Source organism: Neorhizobium alkalisoli (assembly GCF_002968635.1).
Taxonomy (GTDB): domain Bacteria; phylum Pseudomonadota; class Alphaproteobacteria; order Rhizobiales; family Rhizobiaceae; genus Neorhizobium; species Neorhizobium alkalisoli.
In genome coordinates this window covers 402,624-416,790 of record NZ_PVBN01000002.1, presented here as the reverse complement: position 1 = coordinate 416,790, position 14,167 = coordinate 402,624, and the positions used below count along the sequence as shown (strand labels likewise).

The 14,167-nt window shown below is 60.5% G+C and carries 13 protein-coding genes; 10 read left to right on the top strand and 3 right to left on the bottom strand.

The annotated features are described in order from the left end of the window. The first annotated feature begins 8 nt into the window (after nt 1-8). Nucleotides 9-971 (top strand): AEC family transporter, encoded by a 963-nt coding sequence (locus C5L13_RS06500; protein ID WP_105382429.1) that lies wholly within the window; start codon nt 9-11, stop codon nt 969-971. Here C5L13_RS06500 and C5L13_RS06495 read toward each other — a convergent pair. Next, a complete protein-coding gene (locus tag C5L13_RS06495) occupies nt 948-2,150 on the bottom strand; it encodes a UbiH/UbiF family hydroxylase (RefSeq protein WP_105382428.1) in 1,203 nt (400 codons plus the stop codon). The genes C5L13_RS06500 and C5L13_RS06495 overlap by 24 nt on opposite strands. A 186-nt stretch (nt 2,151-2,336) precedes the next feature. On the opposite strand from C5L13_RS06495, the gene pcsA reads away from it, so the two are divergent. From pcsA to C5L13_RS06470, 5 genes are all read left to right on the top strand, one after another. After that, nucleotides 2,337-3,065: a phosphatidylcholine synthase gene (gene pcsA / locus C5L13_RS06490; RefSeq protein ID WP_245423265.1), complete on the top strand. Its 729-nt coding sequence runs from the start codon at nt 2,337-2,339 to the stop codon at nt 3,063-3,065. 167 nt (nt 3,066-3,232) lie between these two features. Next, the gene (locus C5L13_RS06485; RefSeq protein WP_105382427.1) at nt 3,233-4,807 is read left to right on the top strand and encodes an ABC transporter ATP-binding protein; all 1,575 of its coding nucleotides are present in this window, start codon (nt 3,233-3,235) and stop codon (nt 4,805-4,807) included. Beyond that, complete coding sequence (locus tag C5L13_RS06480) at nt 4,797-5,885, top strand: ABC transporter permease (protein ID WP_105382426.1); 1,089 nt, start codon at nt 4,797-4,799, stop codon at nt 5,883-5,885. The genes C5L13_RS06485 and C5L13_RS06480 overlap by 11 nt, the downstream gene beginning before the upstream one ends. Beyond that, nucleotides 5,885-6,799, top strand: coding sequence for an ABC transporter permease (locus C5L13_RS06475; RefSeq protein ID WP_105382425.1), 915 nt, complete (start codon nt 5,885-5,887; stop codon nt 6,797-6,799). Before C5L13_RS06480 ends, C5L13_RS06475 begins: the two co-directional genes overlap by 1 nt. Nucleotides 6,800-6,844: 45 nt before the next feature. Then, nucleotides 6,845-7,918, top strand: a complete 1,074-nt coding sequence (locus C5L13_RS06470) for a BMP family ABC transporter substrate-binding protein (RefSeq protein WP_105382424.1) — start codon at nt 6,845-6,847, stop codon at nt 7,916-7,918. A gap of 139 nt (nt 7,919-8,057) precedes the next feature. Here C5L13_RS06470 and C5L13_RS06465 read toward each other — a convergent pair whose 3' ends face one another. Beyond that, nucleotides 8,058-9,104, bottom strand: a complete 1,047-nt coding sequence (locus C5L13_RS06465) for an NAD(P)-dependent alcohol dehydrogenase (RefSeq protein WP_105382423.1) — start codon at nt 9,102-9,104, stop codon at nt 8,058-8,060. Between the two features lie 188 nt (nt 9,105-9,292). Here C5L13_RS06465 and C5L13_RS06460 point away from each other — a divergent pair, with 188 nt between their 5' ends. The 3 genes from C5L13_RS06460 (at nt 9,293) to ilvC (ending at nt 12,163) form a co-directional block, all read left to right on the top strand. Beyond that, a complete protein-coding gene (locus C5L13_RS06460) occupies nt 9,293-10,195 on the top strand; it encodes an AraC family transcriptional regulator (protein ID WP_105382422.1) in 903 nt (300 codons plus the stop codon). A 253-nt stretch (nt 10,196-10,448) separates the two neighbouring features. Further along, complete coding sequence (locus C5L13_RS06455; protein ID WP_105382648.1) at nt 10,449-11,102, top strand: TetR/AcrR family transcriptional regulator; 654 nt, start codon at nt 10,449-10,451, stop codon at nt 11,100-11,102. 41 nt (nt 11,103-11,143) lie between these two features. Beyond that, entirely contained in the window at nt 11,144-12,163 is a 1,020-nt protein-coding gene (ilvC, locus tag C5L13_RS06450; protein ID WP_105382421.1) for a ketol-acid reductoisomerase, read from the top strand. 58 nt (nt 12,164-12,221) lie between these two features. Here the strand turns inward: ilvC and C5L13_RS06445 are convergent, their stop codons facing one another. After that, nucleotides 12,222-12,674 (bottom strand): RbsD/FucU family protein, encoded by a 453-nt coding sequence (locus C5L13_RS06445; RefSeq protein ID WP_105382420.1) that lies wholly within the window; start codon nt 12,672-12,674, stop codon nt 12,222-12,224. 199 nt (nt 12,675-12,873) lie between these two features. On the opposite strand from C5L13_RS06445, the gene C5L13_RS06440 reads away from it, so the two are divergent. Continuing rightward, complete coding sequence (locus C5L13_RS06440; RefSeq protein WP_105382419.1) at nt 12,874-14,100, top strand: aminotransferase-like domain-containing protein; 1,227 nt, start codon at nt 12,874-12,876, stop codon at nt 14,098-14,100. Nucleotides 14,101-14,167 lie beyond the last annotated feature (67 nt).

Sequence of the window (14,167 nt, the reverse complement as noted above, 5' to 3'; positions counted from 1 at the left end):
GGCAAAAAATGGCCGATATCATTGCATTGCTACTGCCCTTTTTCGGGCTGATCTTCATTGGCTATCTCGCCGCAAAGATCACAAAACAGCCTGCCGAAGCCCTAGGCTGGATGAACACCTTCATCATTTATGCGGCTCTTCCGGCGCTCTTCTTCAAGCTGGTGTCGCGCACGCCTGTGGAACAGCTGACCCGCGTCGACTTCATCTTCGGCGAGATCGCCGCGACCTATCTGATCTTCCTTCTGCTTTTCCTGATCGGCTTGTTCATTCGCCGAAATTCCTTTGAAGACTGCACCATCCAGGCCTTTGCAGGCTCCTATGGCAATATCGGCTATATGGGGCCGGGTCTCGCTCTTCTGGCTTTTGGGGAAGCGGCAGCGGTGCCGGTTGCGCTGATCGTCTGTTTTGAAAACGCCGCCCATTTCGTTGTGGTCCCGGCTATGATGGCGGTCGCCGGCGAAGATAGGCGACCGGCGGCACAGGTCGTGCTGGAAATAGCCAGAAAGGTGGTCCTTCACCCGTTCATCATTTCGACAGCGCTGGGCTTCTGCTTTGCCGTCTTCGGTTTCAGGCCGCACGAGCCCGTGCAACGGCTGATAGATTATCTTGCGCAGGCGGCAGCGCCTTGCGCACTGTTTGCCATGGGCGTGACGCTGGCGTTGCGACCCATCAAGCGGGTGCCGATCGAGATCGGCTACATCACTGTCGCCAAGCTCATTCTTCTACCGATAACCACCTATACGGTCTTGTCGGTGATCGGCAATTTCGAGCCGGTCTGGATCTATTCCGCAACGCTGCTTTCGGCTCTGCCGACGGCCACCAATGTCTTCGTCATCAGTCAACAATACGGAGTTTGGCAGGAGCGGGCCTCCGCCAGCATCCTCATCATCACGGTGACGTCGGTGCTGACGCTGCCGGTCGTGCTTTATCTGATCCATTCCGGCGCGTTACCGCCGGATCTCGTTCCGTAATGCATCGACGACGGCGCGGAAGCCGCGACCGGGCTCGATGCCCTCCCGCATCAGGAGATTTCGCAGCGGCGGAGCGCCGCCGAGAAGATGAAGGCCCGCCGCGCGCAGCATCTGGACCGGCAGAAAATCCGACAGCAGCGAGCGGTTGAGTACGTCGACGCCAAAAGTACGGCTCATCACATCCGGCCGGCGGCGGCGGTTGAACCGGTCACCGGCATCCGCTGCGATCGGACGATCGCCCGTTGCGGCGAGCAACTCAGCCAGTGCTATCACATCGCGGAGCGACAGATTGAGGCCCTGCGCGCCGATGGGCGGGAAGGCATGCGCCGCTTCACCGATCAGCGCCAGGCGCCCCTTGCCGAAGCGTTCCGACATCAGGCTGGAGAGCGGCCAGATCTGTGGCCTGCCTTCGACGGTCACTTTGCCGAGCATGGATTGCATCCGGTCTTCGACCTGGCGGGAGAGTTCGTCCGATGGCAATTCGAGGAGGCGCTGGGCTTCCTCCGGCTTGACGACCCAGACGAGGCTCGATCGAAGCCCCGGCAAGGGCACTTGGGTAAAGGGGCCGGTCTCGGTGTGGAATTCCGTGGAGACATTGCCGTGGGGCAGGGTGTGGGAAAAATTCAGCACTAGCGCCGACTGGGGGTAGGACCAGGTGCGTGTGCCGATACCCGCTGCATCCCGCGTCTTGGATTTGCGCCCGTCCGCTCCGACGACGAAGTCGGCGGTGATCGTTGATCCGCCGGTGAGCGTGATCGCGGCGCGCTCTGCGGAATAGTCTAACGTTTCGACGCTTTGTTCTATCTTCGTGATGTTCGGTTCTGCGGCGACGGCCGCGTCCAGCGTCTGCGTCAGCGCATTGTTCGGTATGTTGTAACCGAAAGCGTAGAGGCCCACGTCCATGGCGCGGAATTGAGCCGTCGGTGCGCGGAGCAGCCGTTTTGTGGCGTCGATGATCTGCATGATGGAAAGGGGGGCGGCCGAAGGTGCGATACTCTCCCAGACGCCAAGCCGCTCCAGGAAGCGAATGGATTGATCCATCAGCGCAGTCGTGCGTTCATCGACCTTCTCTGAGGCCGGCGCGATGAAAGCCAGCTTACGGCCTGAGCGCGCCAAAGCCAGCGCGGCAACCGAGCCTGCGAGTCCTCCCCCCACGACCGCGATTTCGAAATGCTGCATATCCGTCATCCTGCTCTGCGAATGTCCCTCTGGATATCTAGAGCTTCAGCATGCGCATATCCATGGGGCATGACGGCGCAGCGTCAGAAAAAGCAATGCTTTAACGGGGTGGAAAATGCCAAGTCGGTTGCAAACCGTGCCAATTCGCCGCATATCTGCCGAACCAAGGCAATGCGGGACTTACGTGTGATCAGACGAATATTCAATTACCGAAAAGTTCCCTATGCGGAGATCCGCGCCTTTTCGGTTCATTTGCTGACCGCGTCGGGTTCGTTTCTTGCATTTCTCGGCGTCGTCGCAGCAGCCGAGCATCGTTTCGTCGACATGTTCTGGTGGTTGGGTCTGGCGCTTCTCGTCGACGGTATCGACGGGCCGATCGCGCGCAAGGTCAAGGTCAAGGAAGTTCTTCCGAACTGGTCCGGCGACACTTTGGACAATATCATCGACTACGTGACCTATGTCCTGTTGCCGGCCTTTGCCCTCTATCAGAGCGGCATGATCGGCGAACCCTGGTCGTTTTTCGCCGCTGGTGCGATCGTCGTGTCCAGCGCCGTCTACTACGCGGACATGGGTATGAAGACGGACGAATACTTCTTTTCAGGCTTTCCCGTCGTCTGGAACATGGTGATCTTCACGCTCTTCGTCATCGACGCCAGCGCCATGACCGCGCTGATCGTGGTGTCGGTTTCCGTCGTCCTCACCTTCTTCCCGATCAATTTTCTCCACCCCGTTCGAGTGAAGCGCCTGCGGGCACTCAACCTCGCTGTCTGCCTGCTCTGGTGCGCGCTGGGAGGCTATTCTCTGCTCCTGCATTTCAACTCGCCGGACTGGGTAGTCTGGGGCGTGGTCCTCAGCGGCATCTACCTCTATTGCATTGGCGGTGTGCTGCAGCTTTTTCCAAACCTTGGAAAATGAGTTGAGGTTACTTCAGCGTCGGCTGTTTCATGTTGTGCGAAGCAACAAAAACGGTATCAATATGATCGGCCGGCACGAAGTTTCAGCCCGGCTGGCGTATTAAAACAAGGCGCTGCCATCGTTGAAAACGCCTCGCAGAAGGCGGCCGGCAGCGAACAGGGGGTTCAGTGACGTTATCCGAGGGTCCGGCAGCAGTACCGCTTTTGTCGGTGCGAGGTTTGACCAAACTTTTCGGCAGCTTTGCGGCCTGCAATGCGATCGATCTCGATATCGCGGCGGGCGAGATCCATGCGCTTCTCGGCGAGAATGGTGCCGGCAAATCGACGCTGGTGAAGATGCTTTTCGGCGTGCTCCAGCCAAGCGCCGGCCAGATCTTGTGGGAAGGCGCGCCGGTTACGATCAATTCGCCCGGCGAGGCGCGGCGTCTCGGCGTCGGCATGGTCTTTCAGCACTTTTCATTGTTCGAAGCCCTGACGGTCGCGGAAAACATTGCCTTGTCGCTGGACCCGAAGATTTCCCTGTCAAAAATCTCCGATGAAGCAGCGGCCCTTTCCAAGGCCTATGGCTTGCCTCTGGATCCCAAAGCGCATGTGGCGGATCTTTCCGTCGGGGAACGCCAGCGGATCGAGATCGTTCGCGCGCTGCTGCAAAATCCGAGGCTGATTATTCTCGACGAACCGACGTCGGTGCTCACGCCGCAGGAGGCTGATCGCCTGTTCGAGACGCTCTTCAAGCTCAAGGCGGAGGGACGCTCGGTTCTTTATATCAGCCATCGACTGGAGGAGGTCCGCCGGATCTGCGATCGCGCGACCGTGTTGCGTCACGGCAAGGTAACCGGTGCCTGCGATCCGAAACGGGAGACGCCCGCCTCGCTTGCCCGTATGATGGTGGGTTCCGACGTCGCGCAGGTCCATCGGGACAGCGCCAGCGCACTCGGCGATATTGGTATCGAGGTTACCGATCTTTCGGTGCCGGCGCGAACGCCGTTTGCCGTGTCTCTCAAGAACATTTCCCTGAAAGTGCGCGCTGGCGAAGTGCTCGCGATTGCTGGAGTGGCGGGCAACGGGCAGGGCGAACTCTTCGATACGCTGTCGGGAGAATATCCGGTCACGGACGACGAGGCGATCCGCATTCGCGGCAAGGCTGTCGGCCGCACGGGCATCAACGGTCGCCGTCTGCTCGGCGCCGGATTCGTGCCGGAGGAGCGCCACGGACATGCGGCGGTTTCGGCACTGCCGCTGTCGGATAATCTTCTGCTCGCCCGCAGCCAGTCGGACAAAAAGGCATTTCTTTCGGGCGGCTTCGCCTCGATCATCCGCCAGGATGCGATTCGCTCCGCCACGCGCCGCATCTGCGAAGCCATGGACGTGAGGAAAAGCGGCGAGGATCCGCAGGCTGGTTCGCTCTCCGGCGGCAATCTGCAGAAATTCATCGTCGGACGGGAGCTCGATCGCCAGCCGGCGGTGCTCGTCGTCAACCAGCCGACCTGGGGCGTCGACGCAGGCGCGGCGAGCCGCATCCGTCAGGCATTGATCGACCTCGCCAAAGCTGGTTCGGCGGTTGTCGTCATCAGCCAGGACCTGGACGAGATTTTCGAGGTGGCGACCAATATCGCCGTCATCTCGGAGGGTAAGCTTTCCGATCCGCATCCAGCAGGCACGCTGACGCTCGAGCGCATCGGCCTGATGATGGGCGGCATTCACGAGAGCCATTTGATCCCGGAGGCGGCGCATGCACATTGAACTCGAGAAGCGCGCCCGGGTCTCGACGCTGTTTTCCATTTTCTCGCCGCTGCTCGCCCTGGCGCTGACGCTCGTCTTCGGCGTTGTGATGTTCTGGCTGCTCGGCAAAAGTCCGCTTGGCGCTCTCTATAGCTTCTTCATCGAGCCGCTGCTCGAAGTCTGGTCGCTGCATGAACTGGCGGTCAAGGCCGCCCCCCTCATCCTGATCGCCGTGGGTCTGGCGATCTGCTACCGGTCCAACAACTGGAATATCGGCGCGGAAGGTCAGTTTACCATCGGAGCGATTACCGGCTCGATCCTGCCGGTGATGAATCCCGAATGGCATTCGCCGATGATCCTGCCGCTGATGCTGCTGATGGGCATGGCCGGCGGCGCGCTCTATGCGGCGATCCCGGCGCTGCTGAAGACGCGCTTCAACACCAACGAGATCCTGACCAGTCTGATGCTGGTCTACATCGCGCAGCTTTACCTTGACTGGTTGACGCGGGGTCCCTGGCGCGACCCGCAGGGCTACAATTTCCCACAGACCAAGAGCTTCCAGATCGAAGCGGTCCTGCCGGAGGTTCTTTCGTCCGGCCGTGCCCATTGGGGCTTTATCTTTGCGCTGGTTGCGGCGGTCGCCCTCTGGTTCATGATGCGGTTCATGCTCAAGGGGTTTCAAGTTTCGGTCCTCGGACAGTCGGAGCGGGCAGGGCGCTTTGCAGGCTTTTCGGCCCGCCGGATGGTATGGTTCTCGATGCTGCTTTCCGGCGCCTTGGCGGGACTTGCCGGGATTTCCGAAGTATCGGGCTCGATCGGCCACCTGCAGCCGTCGATTTCACCCGGCTACGGCTTTACCGCCATCATCGTCGCCTTCCTGGGGAGACTTAATCCGCTCGGGATCGTCGCTTCGGGTCTGGTCTTGGCGCTGACCTATCTCGGCGGAGAAGCGGCTCAGCTTTCCATTGGCATATCGGACAAAGTGAGCCGTGTCTTCCAGGGGCTGCTGCTCTTCTTCGTGCTCTCTTGCGACACGCTGATCCATTACAAGATCCGCTTGGTCGTTGCGGGAGCAAAGGCTGCCGAGGTGAGAAGCTGATGTTTGAGGCAATCCTTCTCACCGTCATCACCGCGTCGACACCGCTCGTCATTGCCGCACTCGGGGAACTGGTCACCGAGCGCGCCGGGGTTCTCAATCTCGGTGTCGAAGGCATGATGATCATGGGGGCGGTCTGCGCCTTCGCAGCGACGCAGATGACCGGCTCGCCCTATATTGGCATCCTCGCCGGCATTTTGGGCGGCGGAGCGTTCTCGCTGCTCTTCGGTTTCCTGACGCTGACCCTTGTCGCCAATCAGGTGGCGACCGGCCTTGCGCTGACGATTCTCGGGCTCGGTCTGTCCGGTCAACTCGGGGAGGCCTTCGTCGGTCAGCCCGGCATCAAGTTGCAGCCGATTGTCTTTCCGCTGCTTTCAGACATCCCGTTTTTTGGCCGCGTGCTGTTCAGGCAGGACCTGACTTTCTACCTCTCGATGGCCCTGGTGATCGGTATCAACTGGTTCCTGTTCAAAAGCCGCGCGGGCCTCAAAATGCGGGCGATCGGAGACAACCACGCCTCCGCCCATGCGCTGGGCATCAATGTCATCCGAACCCGATATCTGGCCGTCATGTTCGGCGGTGCATGCGCCGGGCTTGCGGGCGCGCAGCTTTCCCTTGTCTACACGCCACAGTGGGTGGAAAACATGTCGGCGGGCCGCGGCTGGATCGCGTTGGCACTCGTCGTCTTTGCCTCCTGGCGCCCCTGGCGCGTACTCGCAGGCGGCTATCTCTTCGGGGCCGTCACCATCGGTCAACTGCATGCGCAGGCCTTCGGGATCGGTATACCCTCACAATTCCTGTCCGCGCTTCCGTACGCGGCTACTATTGTCGTGCTGATCATCATCTCGCATAATCGTCGCACGACGCTCATCAATACGCCGGCATCGTTGGGGAAACCCTTTGTCCCCGACCGGTGACCGCGGTGGAACAACATCCGTCTTTAAGCCAATAGAGGTTAGGAAATGAAGAAACTGATTATCGCCCTTGCCGCTTCGGCCGCCCTTCTCGGCGGCTTGTCGACCGGCGCTCAGGCCCAGGAGAAGAAAAAGGTCTGTTTCATTTACGTCGGCTCGCGCACGGACGGCGGCTGGACGCAGGCGCATGACGTCGGCCGCCAGCAACTGGACAAAGCGCTCGGCAGCAAGGTCGAAACTCCCTTCCTCGAGAATGTTCCGGAAGGTCCGGATGCCGAGCGCGCAATCGAACGCATGGCTCGTTCCGGCTGTGATCTTGTCTTCACCACCTCCTTTGGCTTCATGGATGCGACTGTGAAGGTCGCCCAGAAATTCCCCAACGTGAAATTCGAACACGCTACGGGCTTCAAAGCGGCTCCTAACCTTGCCACGTACAATTCGCGCTTCTACGAAGGCCGCTATATTCAGGGTCAGATCGCTGCGAAAATGTCGAAGAAGGGTCTGGCCGGCTACATCGCCTCCTTCCCGATTCCGGAAGTGGTTATGGGCATCAACGCCTTCGAACTCGGTGCAAAGTCGATCAATCCGGACTTCAAGCTGAAGGTCGTATGGGCCAATACCTGGTTCGACCCGGGCAAGGAGGCAGACGCCGCCAAGGCGCTCATCGACCAGGGCGTTGATATCCTCACGCAGCACACCGACACGACCGCTCCGATGCAGGTTGCTGCCGAACGCGGTATTCTGGCTTTCGGACAGGCCTCCGACATGATCGCGGCAGGCCCGAAGACGCAGCTTACGGCGATTGTCGACACCTGGGGTGCCTATTACATCAAGCGCGCCCAGGCGCTGCTTGACGGCACTTGGAAGTCGGAACAGATTTGGGATGGTCTCAAGGACGGCATCCTGACCATGGCGCCCTACACGAATATGCCTGATGACGTGAAGGCGATGGCCGAAGAGACCGAAGCCAAGATCAAGTCGGGCGAACTGCATCCGTTCACCGGCCCGATCAACAAGCAGGATGGTTCTCCCTGGCTCAAGGCGGGCGAGAAGGCCGACGACGGCACGTTGCTCGGCATGAACTTCTATGTCGAAGGCGTCGACGACAAGCTGCCGAAATAACAAGAACGGTCGGCCAGCCAGCGGGAGCGATCAGGGAGCCGTGTAAACAGCGAGCGCCTGCAGATCAGCGGGCGAGCAATGGTTGGCATAGCAAAAAGGGCGGTCCGGGGACCGCCCTTTATGTTCGATGTTTCCGGTTTCAAGCCGCCAGCGAGGCGATGTCGATGACGAAGCGGTAGCGCACGTCGCTCTTGATGACGCGTTCGTAGGCTTCGTTGATATCCTGGATATTGATCTTCTCGATCTCGGACGTGATGCCGTGCTCGCCGCAGAAATCCAGCATTTCCTGGGTTTCCTTGATGGAGCCGATCATCGAGCCCGAAAGGCTCTTGCGGCCGCCGATGACCGAGAAGGCATGGACCGGGACCGCATGTTCGGGGACGCCGACCAGCACCATCGAGCCGTCGAACTTCAGGAGGCCGAGATAGGCATTCCAGTCGATCGCCGTACCGACGGTGCAGATGATCAGGTCGAACGTGCCGGCGAGCTTGGTAAAGGTCTCGGCGTCGCTGGTGGCGTAATAGTCCTTGGCGCCGAGCCTCATGCCGTCTTCCTTTTTCGACAGCGTCTGGCTGAGCACGGTGATATCGGCGCCCATGGCCGCACCGAGCTTGACGCCCATGTGGCCGAGGCCACCCATGCCGACGATCGCGACCTTCATGCCGGGACCGGCCTTCCAGTGGCGCAGCGGCGAGTAGAGCGTGATACCGGCACAAAGCAGCGGGGCGCCGGCGTCGAGCGGGATATTGTCCGGGAAGGAGAGGACATAACCTTCCTTGACGACGATGGAATCCGAATAGCCGCCATAGGTCGGCGTCTTGCCGTCGGCCTCGACGTCGTTATAGGTCTGGGTGAGTCCCGGCAGGAAATGTTCGTAGTCGAGATCGCGGGTCGCGCAGCCGATGCAGGAATTCACGAAGCAGCCGACGCCGACACGGTCGCCGACCTTGAACTTGGTGACCTCGGAGCCGACGGCCGAAACGACGCCGGCCACTTCATGGCCCGGCACCATCGGGAAGCGCGAGTTGCCCCATTCGTTCCGGGCCTGGTGGATGTCCGAATGGCAGACACCGCAATACTGCACCGAGATGACGACGTCATCGTCATTGGGTTCGCGGCGCTCGAAGGTGAAAGGCGTCAATGGTTTTGACGCGTCGGTCGCGGCATAGCCTTTTGCAATAGCCATGGGAGCTCCATTCATCTGTTGGAGTTGGGAGGGAATTGGACGCGCGGACTATGCCTCCGGACCTCGCAACAGCGTTAGAGCGATCCTGCGAGCTTTTTGCACGATCCTGCAAAAGTGATCGCCCGCCTGTTGGTTTCGAGAACAAGTCGGCATAGGAAAAGCAGTCACCTGCTCATTCCGGAGGCTCCATGACACTGCCCTTCAATCCCTATCACGAGGCCGCATCGATTGCCGCGCGGCACGTTCAAAAAGATGGGGAAGTGTTTACGGCTATCGGAAACCTCGTGCTCGGCCGGCGGTCGGTCCCGACCGCGCCGCTCTATATGGATTACCGGCCCTGCATCTGTCTGGTTCTGCAAGGCACCAAGAGCGTGAAGCTCGGGGACGAGACAATCGCATATGGCGTGGGCGATTGTCTTCTCACCTCGATAGAACTGCCGGTGACATCGCGCGTCACGGTCGCAAGCCCGGAGGTGCCGCACTTATGTTTCGCCCTCGCAATCGATCCTGACGGGCTTTCCGCCCTGCTGGAGCGGATCGACGTTCCGCGGCCGAGCGCCGATACCGATGCGATGCGCGGCATCGTTTCCAATGTCGCGTCGCCAGAGTTGCTCGATGCCGTGACAAGGTTGCTTCGCCTGCTTGACCGGCCCGCCGATATTGCGGCGATGGCGCCGCTGATTGAGCAGGAAATCCTCTATCGCGTCCTCTCCGGGCCGGATGGCGGGCGGCTCCTGCATATCGCAACGTCCGAAAGCCGCAGCAACCGGATCGCCCGCGCCGTCGCCTGGCTGCGCGCCAACTTCCACCGCACGCTGCGGATCGAGGACCTGGCGGACCATGTGGGCATGAGCCCGTCTTCACTGCACCACCATTTCAAGTCGGTGACAGCGATGACGCCGGTGCAGTTCCAGAAGAAGCTGCGCCTGCACGAAGCGCGGCGGTTGATGCTGCTGGAGGGGCTCGACGTCGGCAGCGCCGGCCACCGGGTTGGCTACCAGAGCCCGTCGCAGTTCAGCCGCGAGTACAGCCGGCTCTACGGTGTATCGCCATTGCGTGACGTGGGTGCGATCCTGGCTGTCGCGGAGTAACGAGGCCGAAACCGGGAACAGCCGGGGGATCAGCGCTTTGTCGTTGCCGCACTGGGCGAGCTCGAGCTGCTTGAGCGAGTGATCCCCCGATCATTCGGGCGATCGCTTCGCGCTGGAGAACATCTGGCCTAAGTCCTTGATCACCAGCCGTCGACAACAGAACGGGCTTGACGATCGCGCCGGATGCTTTATAGGCAGAACCGTACCGTACGGTACTGAAAGGAATGTACCCGTGAGAGCCGATACCGCCGACATGCCCGAGTTTACGCCGCGCCAGAACGCCGTTCTGGAACAGGCGCTTCGGCTGCTCGTGGAGGGCGGGGAGAAGGCGCTGACGACCTCGGGGCTGGCGCGTGCCGCCAACTGCTCGAAGGAAAGCCTTTACAAGTGGTTTGGAGACCGTGAAGGGCTGCTGGCGGCGATGATCGCCCATCAGGCAAGCAAGGTTCGCACATACGAGCGGTCCGGCGAACGCCTGACGGCGGACCTTTTGCGCGAACATCTGGAGCTTTTTGCGCGCGACCTGCTGGAAGTGCTGGCCGGCGACGTGTCGCTGGCGCTCAACCGGCTGGCGATCGGCCAGATCAACAAGGCGGAGGCGAGCCGCGAGGGCTCCAAGCTCGGCAAGCTCCTGATCGAACATGGCCGCCGCCAGATCGACCGTCGTGCAATAGCGCTTATCGAGCAGGGCAAGCGGGCAGGGCTCTTGCGTTTCGACAACGCGGACAGCGCCTATCACACGCTTTATGGACTGATCGTTTCCGACCTGCATGTACGCATGCTGCTCGGCGAGCCGGGCCTCAAGGACAATGCGCGCCAGGCGCAGAAGGCTGTGGAAGCCTTCCTGACGCTTCACGGTACGCAAAAACAATCGGCGGAAATGCTCGGCATTTCCGCGGGACGATGACACTCATCAACAAACCCACACGCATAGGGAAGGAACATACAATGCGCGTTTATTACGATCGTGATGCCGATCTCAATCTCATCAAGGCGAAGAATGTCGTCATCGTTGGCTACGGCTCCCAGGGTCGCGCCCACGCGCTGAACCTCAAGGATTCCGGCTCCAAGAACGTTGTCATCGCTCTGAAGGCCGGTTCTGCCACGATCAAGAAGGCTGAAGCCGACGGCTTCAAGGTGATGACCGTTGCCGAAGCGGCCAAGTGGGGCGACCTGTTGATGATGGCGACGCCTGACGAGCTGCAGGCCGACATCTACAAGGCGGAAATCGCACCGAACATCCGTGACGGCGCGGCAATCGCCTTCGCCCACGGCCTCAACGTCCACTTCGGCCTGATCGAGCCGAAGGCTTCGGTCGATGTCGTCATGATTGCGCCGAAGGGCCCCGGCCACACGGTTCGCGGCGAATACCAGAAGGGCGGCGGCGTGCCGTGCCTCGTTGCCGTTCACCAGAACGCTTCCGGCAATGCGCTTGAACTTGCTCTCTCCTACGCCTGCGGCGTCGGCGGCGGCCGTTCGGGCATCATCGAGACCAATTTCAAGGAAGAGTGCGAAACCGACCTCTTCGGCGAACAGGTCGTTCTCTGCGGCGGTCTCGTCGAACTGATCCGCGCCGGTTTCGAAACGCTGGTGGAAGCCGGCTACGCACCGGAAATGGCCTATTTCGAGTGCCTGCACGAAGTGAAGCTGATCGTCGACCTGATCTATGAAGGCGGCATCGCCAACATGAACTACTCGATCTCCAACACGGCCGAGTGGGGCGAATACGTCACCGGCCCGCGCATCATCACGGAAGAAACCAAGGCCGAGATGAAGCGCGTCCTGAAGGACATCCAGACCGGCAAGTTCACCTCGGAGTGGATGCAGGAGTACCGTTCCGGCATGGCCCGCTTCAAGGGTATCCGCCGCAACAACGACAGCCACCAGATCGAGGAAGTCGGCGCCAAGCTGCGCGGCATGATGCCCTGGATCGGCAAGAACAAGCTGGTCGACAAGACCGTCAACTAAGCTTCCCAGCTTTCAGGCTGCGCCACGCATCGCGATCGATGCGTGGCGTTTCCTTTTTTCAGCCCGCAGGCGGCACCACGCCCTTCGTCAGGAGGAAGCAGCCGTAGAAGCGGGTTTCGCCGGTGGCGATGACGCAATAGGTCTTCTTTGCCTGTTCGTAGAAGGCGAAGCGCTCGATGCCGTACATGGGTGTTGATTTGCCTTCGACCGCGTCGATTTCAGCCTGGACTTCCTGCTGAGTTTGCGGGATCTCGCCGGGAGCGCCCATGACTTCCATTCGGCCGACGGATGGCTGTAGCGGCGTATCGAGCGGAAGAACGGAGAGGATCGCCTGCATCGCCCGGGCGGCGGCTATATTGTCCATCCTGAGCAGCTTGCCGAGCGTCGTCTGCCGGGCGATCGCATCGGCCGGGAAGTTCGTGTCGACGAGCGCCAAGGTGTCTGCGTGTCCCATCGAACGCAGGGCGTGAAGCACATCGGCGTTCAACGCCGGATCGATGTTCTTGAGCATGTTTTCCCTCCTCTAGAGCTGTCTGGATCCTGGTGAGTCCGACCGTCGGAACGTCTCTTTTCTTGCCTCTTCTGGCAAGCGCGTTCGGTGAATGCTAAACAAGAGAAAACCGGGAAAAACCCGATAGGTCAGTATTGCTGACCTATCGATCTTTGTGTAAAGATCGGACATAGAAAGTTGAAATAAGAGGAAACATTCCGTGCTTGATTGGGAACATATCTTCGCCACACGCTCTGGCCGTATGCGCGCTTCGGAAATCCGCGAACTGCTGAAGCTGCTCGACCAACCCGACATCATCTCGTTTGCGGGCGGCATTCCGGATCCGGCGCTGTTTCCGGATGTGGCCTTCAAGGATGCCTATTCGGACATTTTCTCAAGTGCGCAGGTCGGGTCGGCGCTGCAATATTCGGTCAGCGAGGGCTACAAGCCGCTGCGCGAATGGATCGCCCGGGACGTCGCCAAGATCGGCATCGATTGTACTCCCGACAACGTCTTCATCACGTCGGGTTCGCAGCAGGCGCTCGACTATCTCGGCAAGCTCTTCCTGTCGCCCAAGGATACGGCCCTCGTCACCTGGCCGACCTATCTCGGTGCGCTTTCCGCCTTCAACGCCTATGAGCCGAACTACGACCAGCTGTCGTTGAACGGCAATCGCACGCCGGATGCCTATCGCGACACCGCGGCGAAGGCAGGAGGCAGCGTTAAGTTCGCCTATCTTTCGGCCGATTTTTCCAATCCCACCGGCGAGACGATCGACCTGACCGGTCGAGAAAAGCTGCTTGCGCTCGCCGACGAACTCGATATCGCGATCCTCGAGGATGCCGCCTACCAGCATCTGCGTTATGACGGGCAGGCCATCCCTCCGATCATGGCGCTCGATATCGCCCGGAAGGGCGGCATCGAAAATACCCGAACGATCTACAGCGGCAGTTTCTCGAAGACATTGGCGCCGGGCCTGCGTGTCGGTTTCGTGGTCGCGGCGATGCCGGTCATCCGCAAGCTGGTTCTGATGAAGCAAGCGGCGGACCTCCATTCCTCGACGATCAATCAGATCGCTATCGAGCACGTCGCCTCGCGCGGTTTCGACGCCCAGGTTGCAAAGATCAGGGCCGTCTACAGCAAGCGTCGCGATGCGATGCTGGCGGCACTCGATAAATACATGCCGAAGAACGCCACCTGGACCCGTCCCGAAGGCGGCATGTTCGTGTGGGTTACGTTGCCGGAAGGCATGGACGGTGCCGAGCTTCTGGCGAAATCGATTGCCACGGAAAAGGTCGCCTTCGTTCCGGGCAAGGCATTCTACGCGGACGGCAGCAATGCCAACACGCTGCGCATGAGCTTCTCCTGCGCCGACGAGGCGATGATCGACGAAGGTATCAAGCGGCTCGGCCGCCTGATCTCCAACGCAATCCGGGCGGCGGCCTGAACTCTCCAGCCTTCTCCGACAAAAAGCCTGCCGCAAAACGGCAGGCTTTTTTTATTGGCGGCTCGCT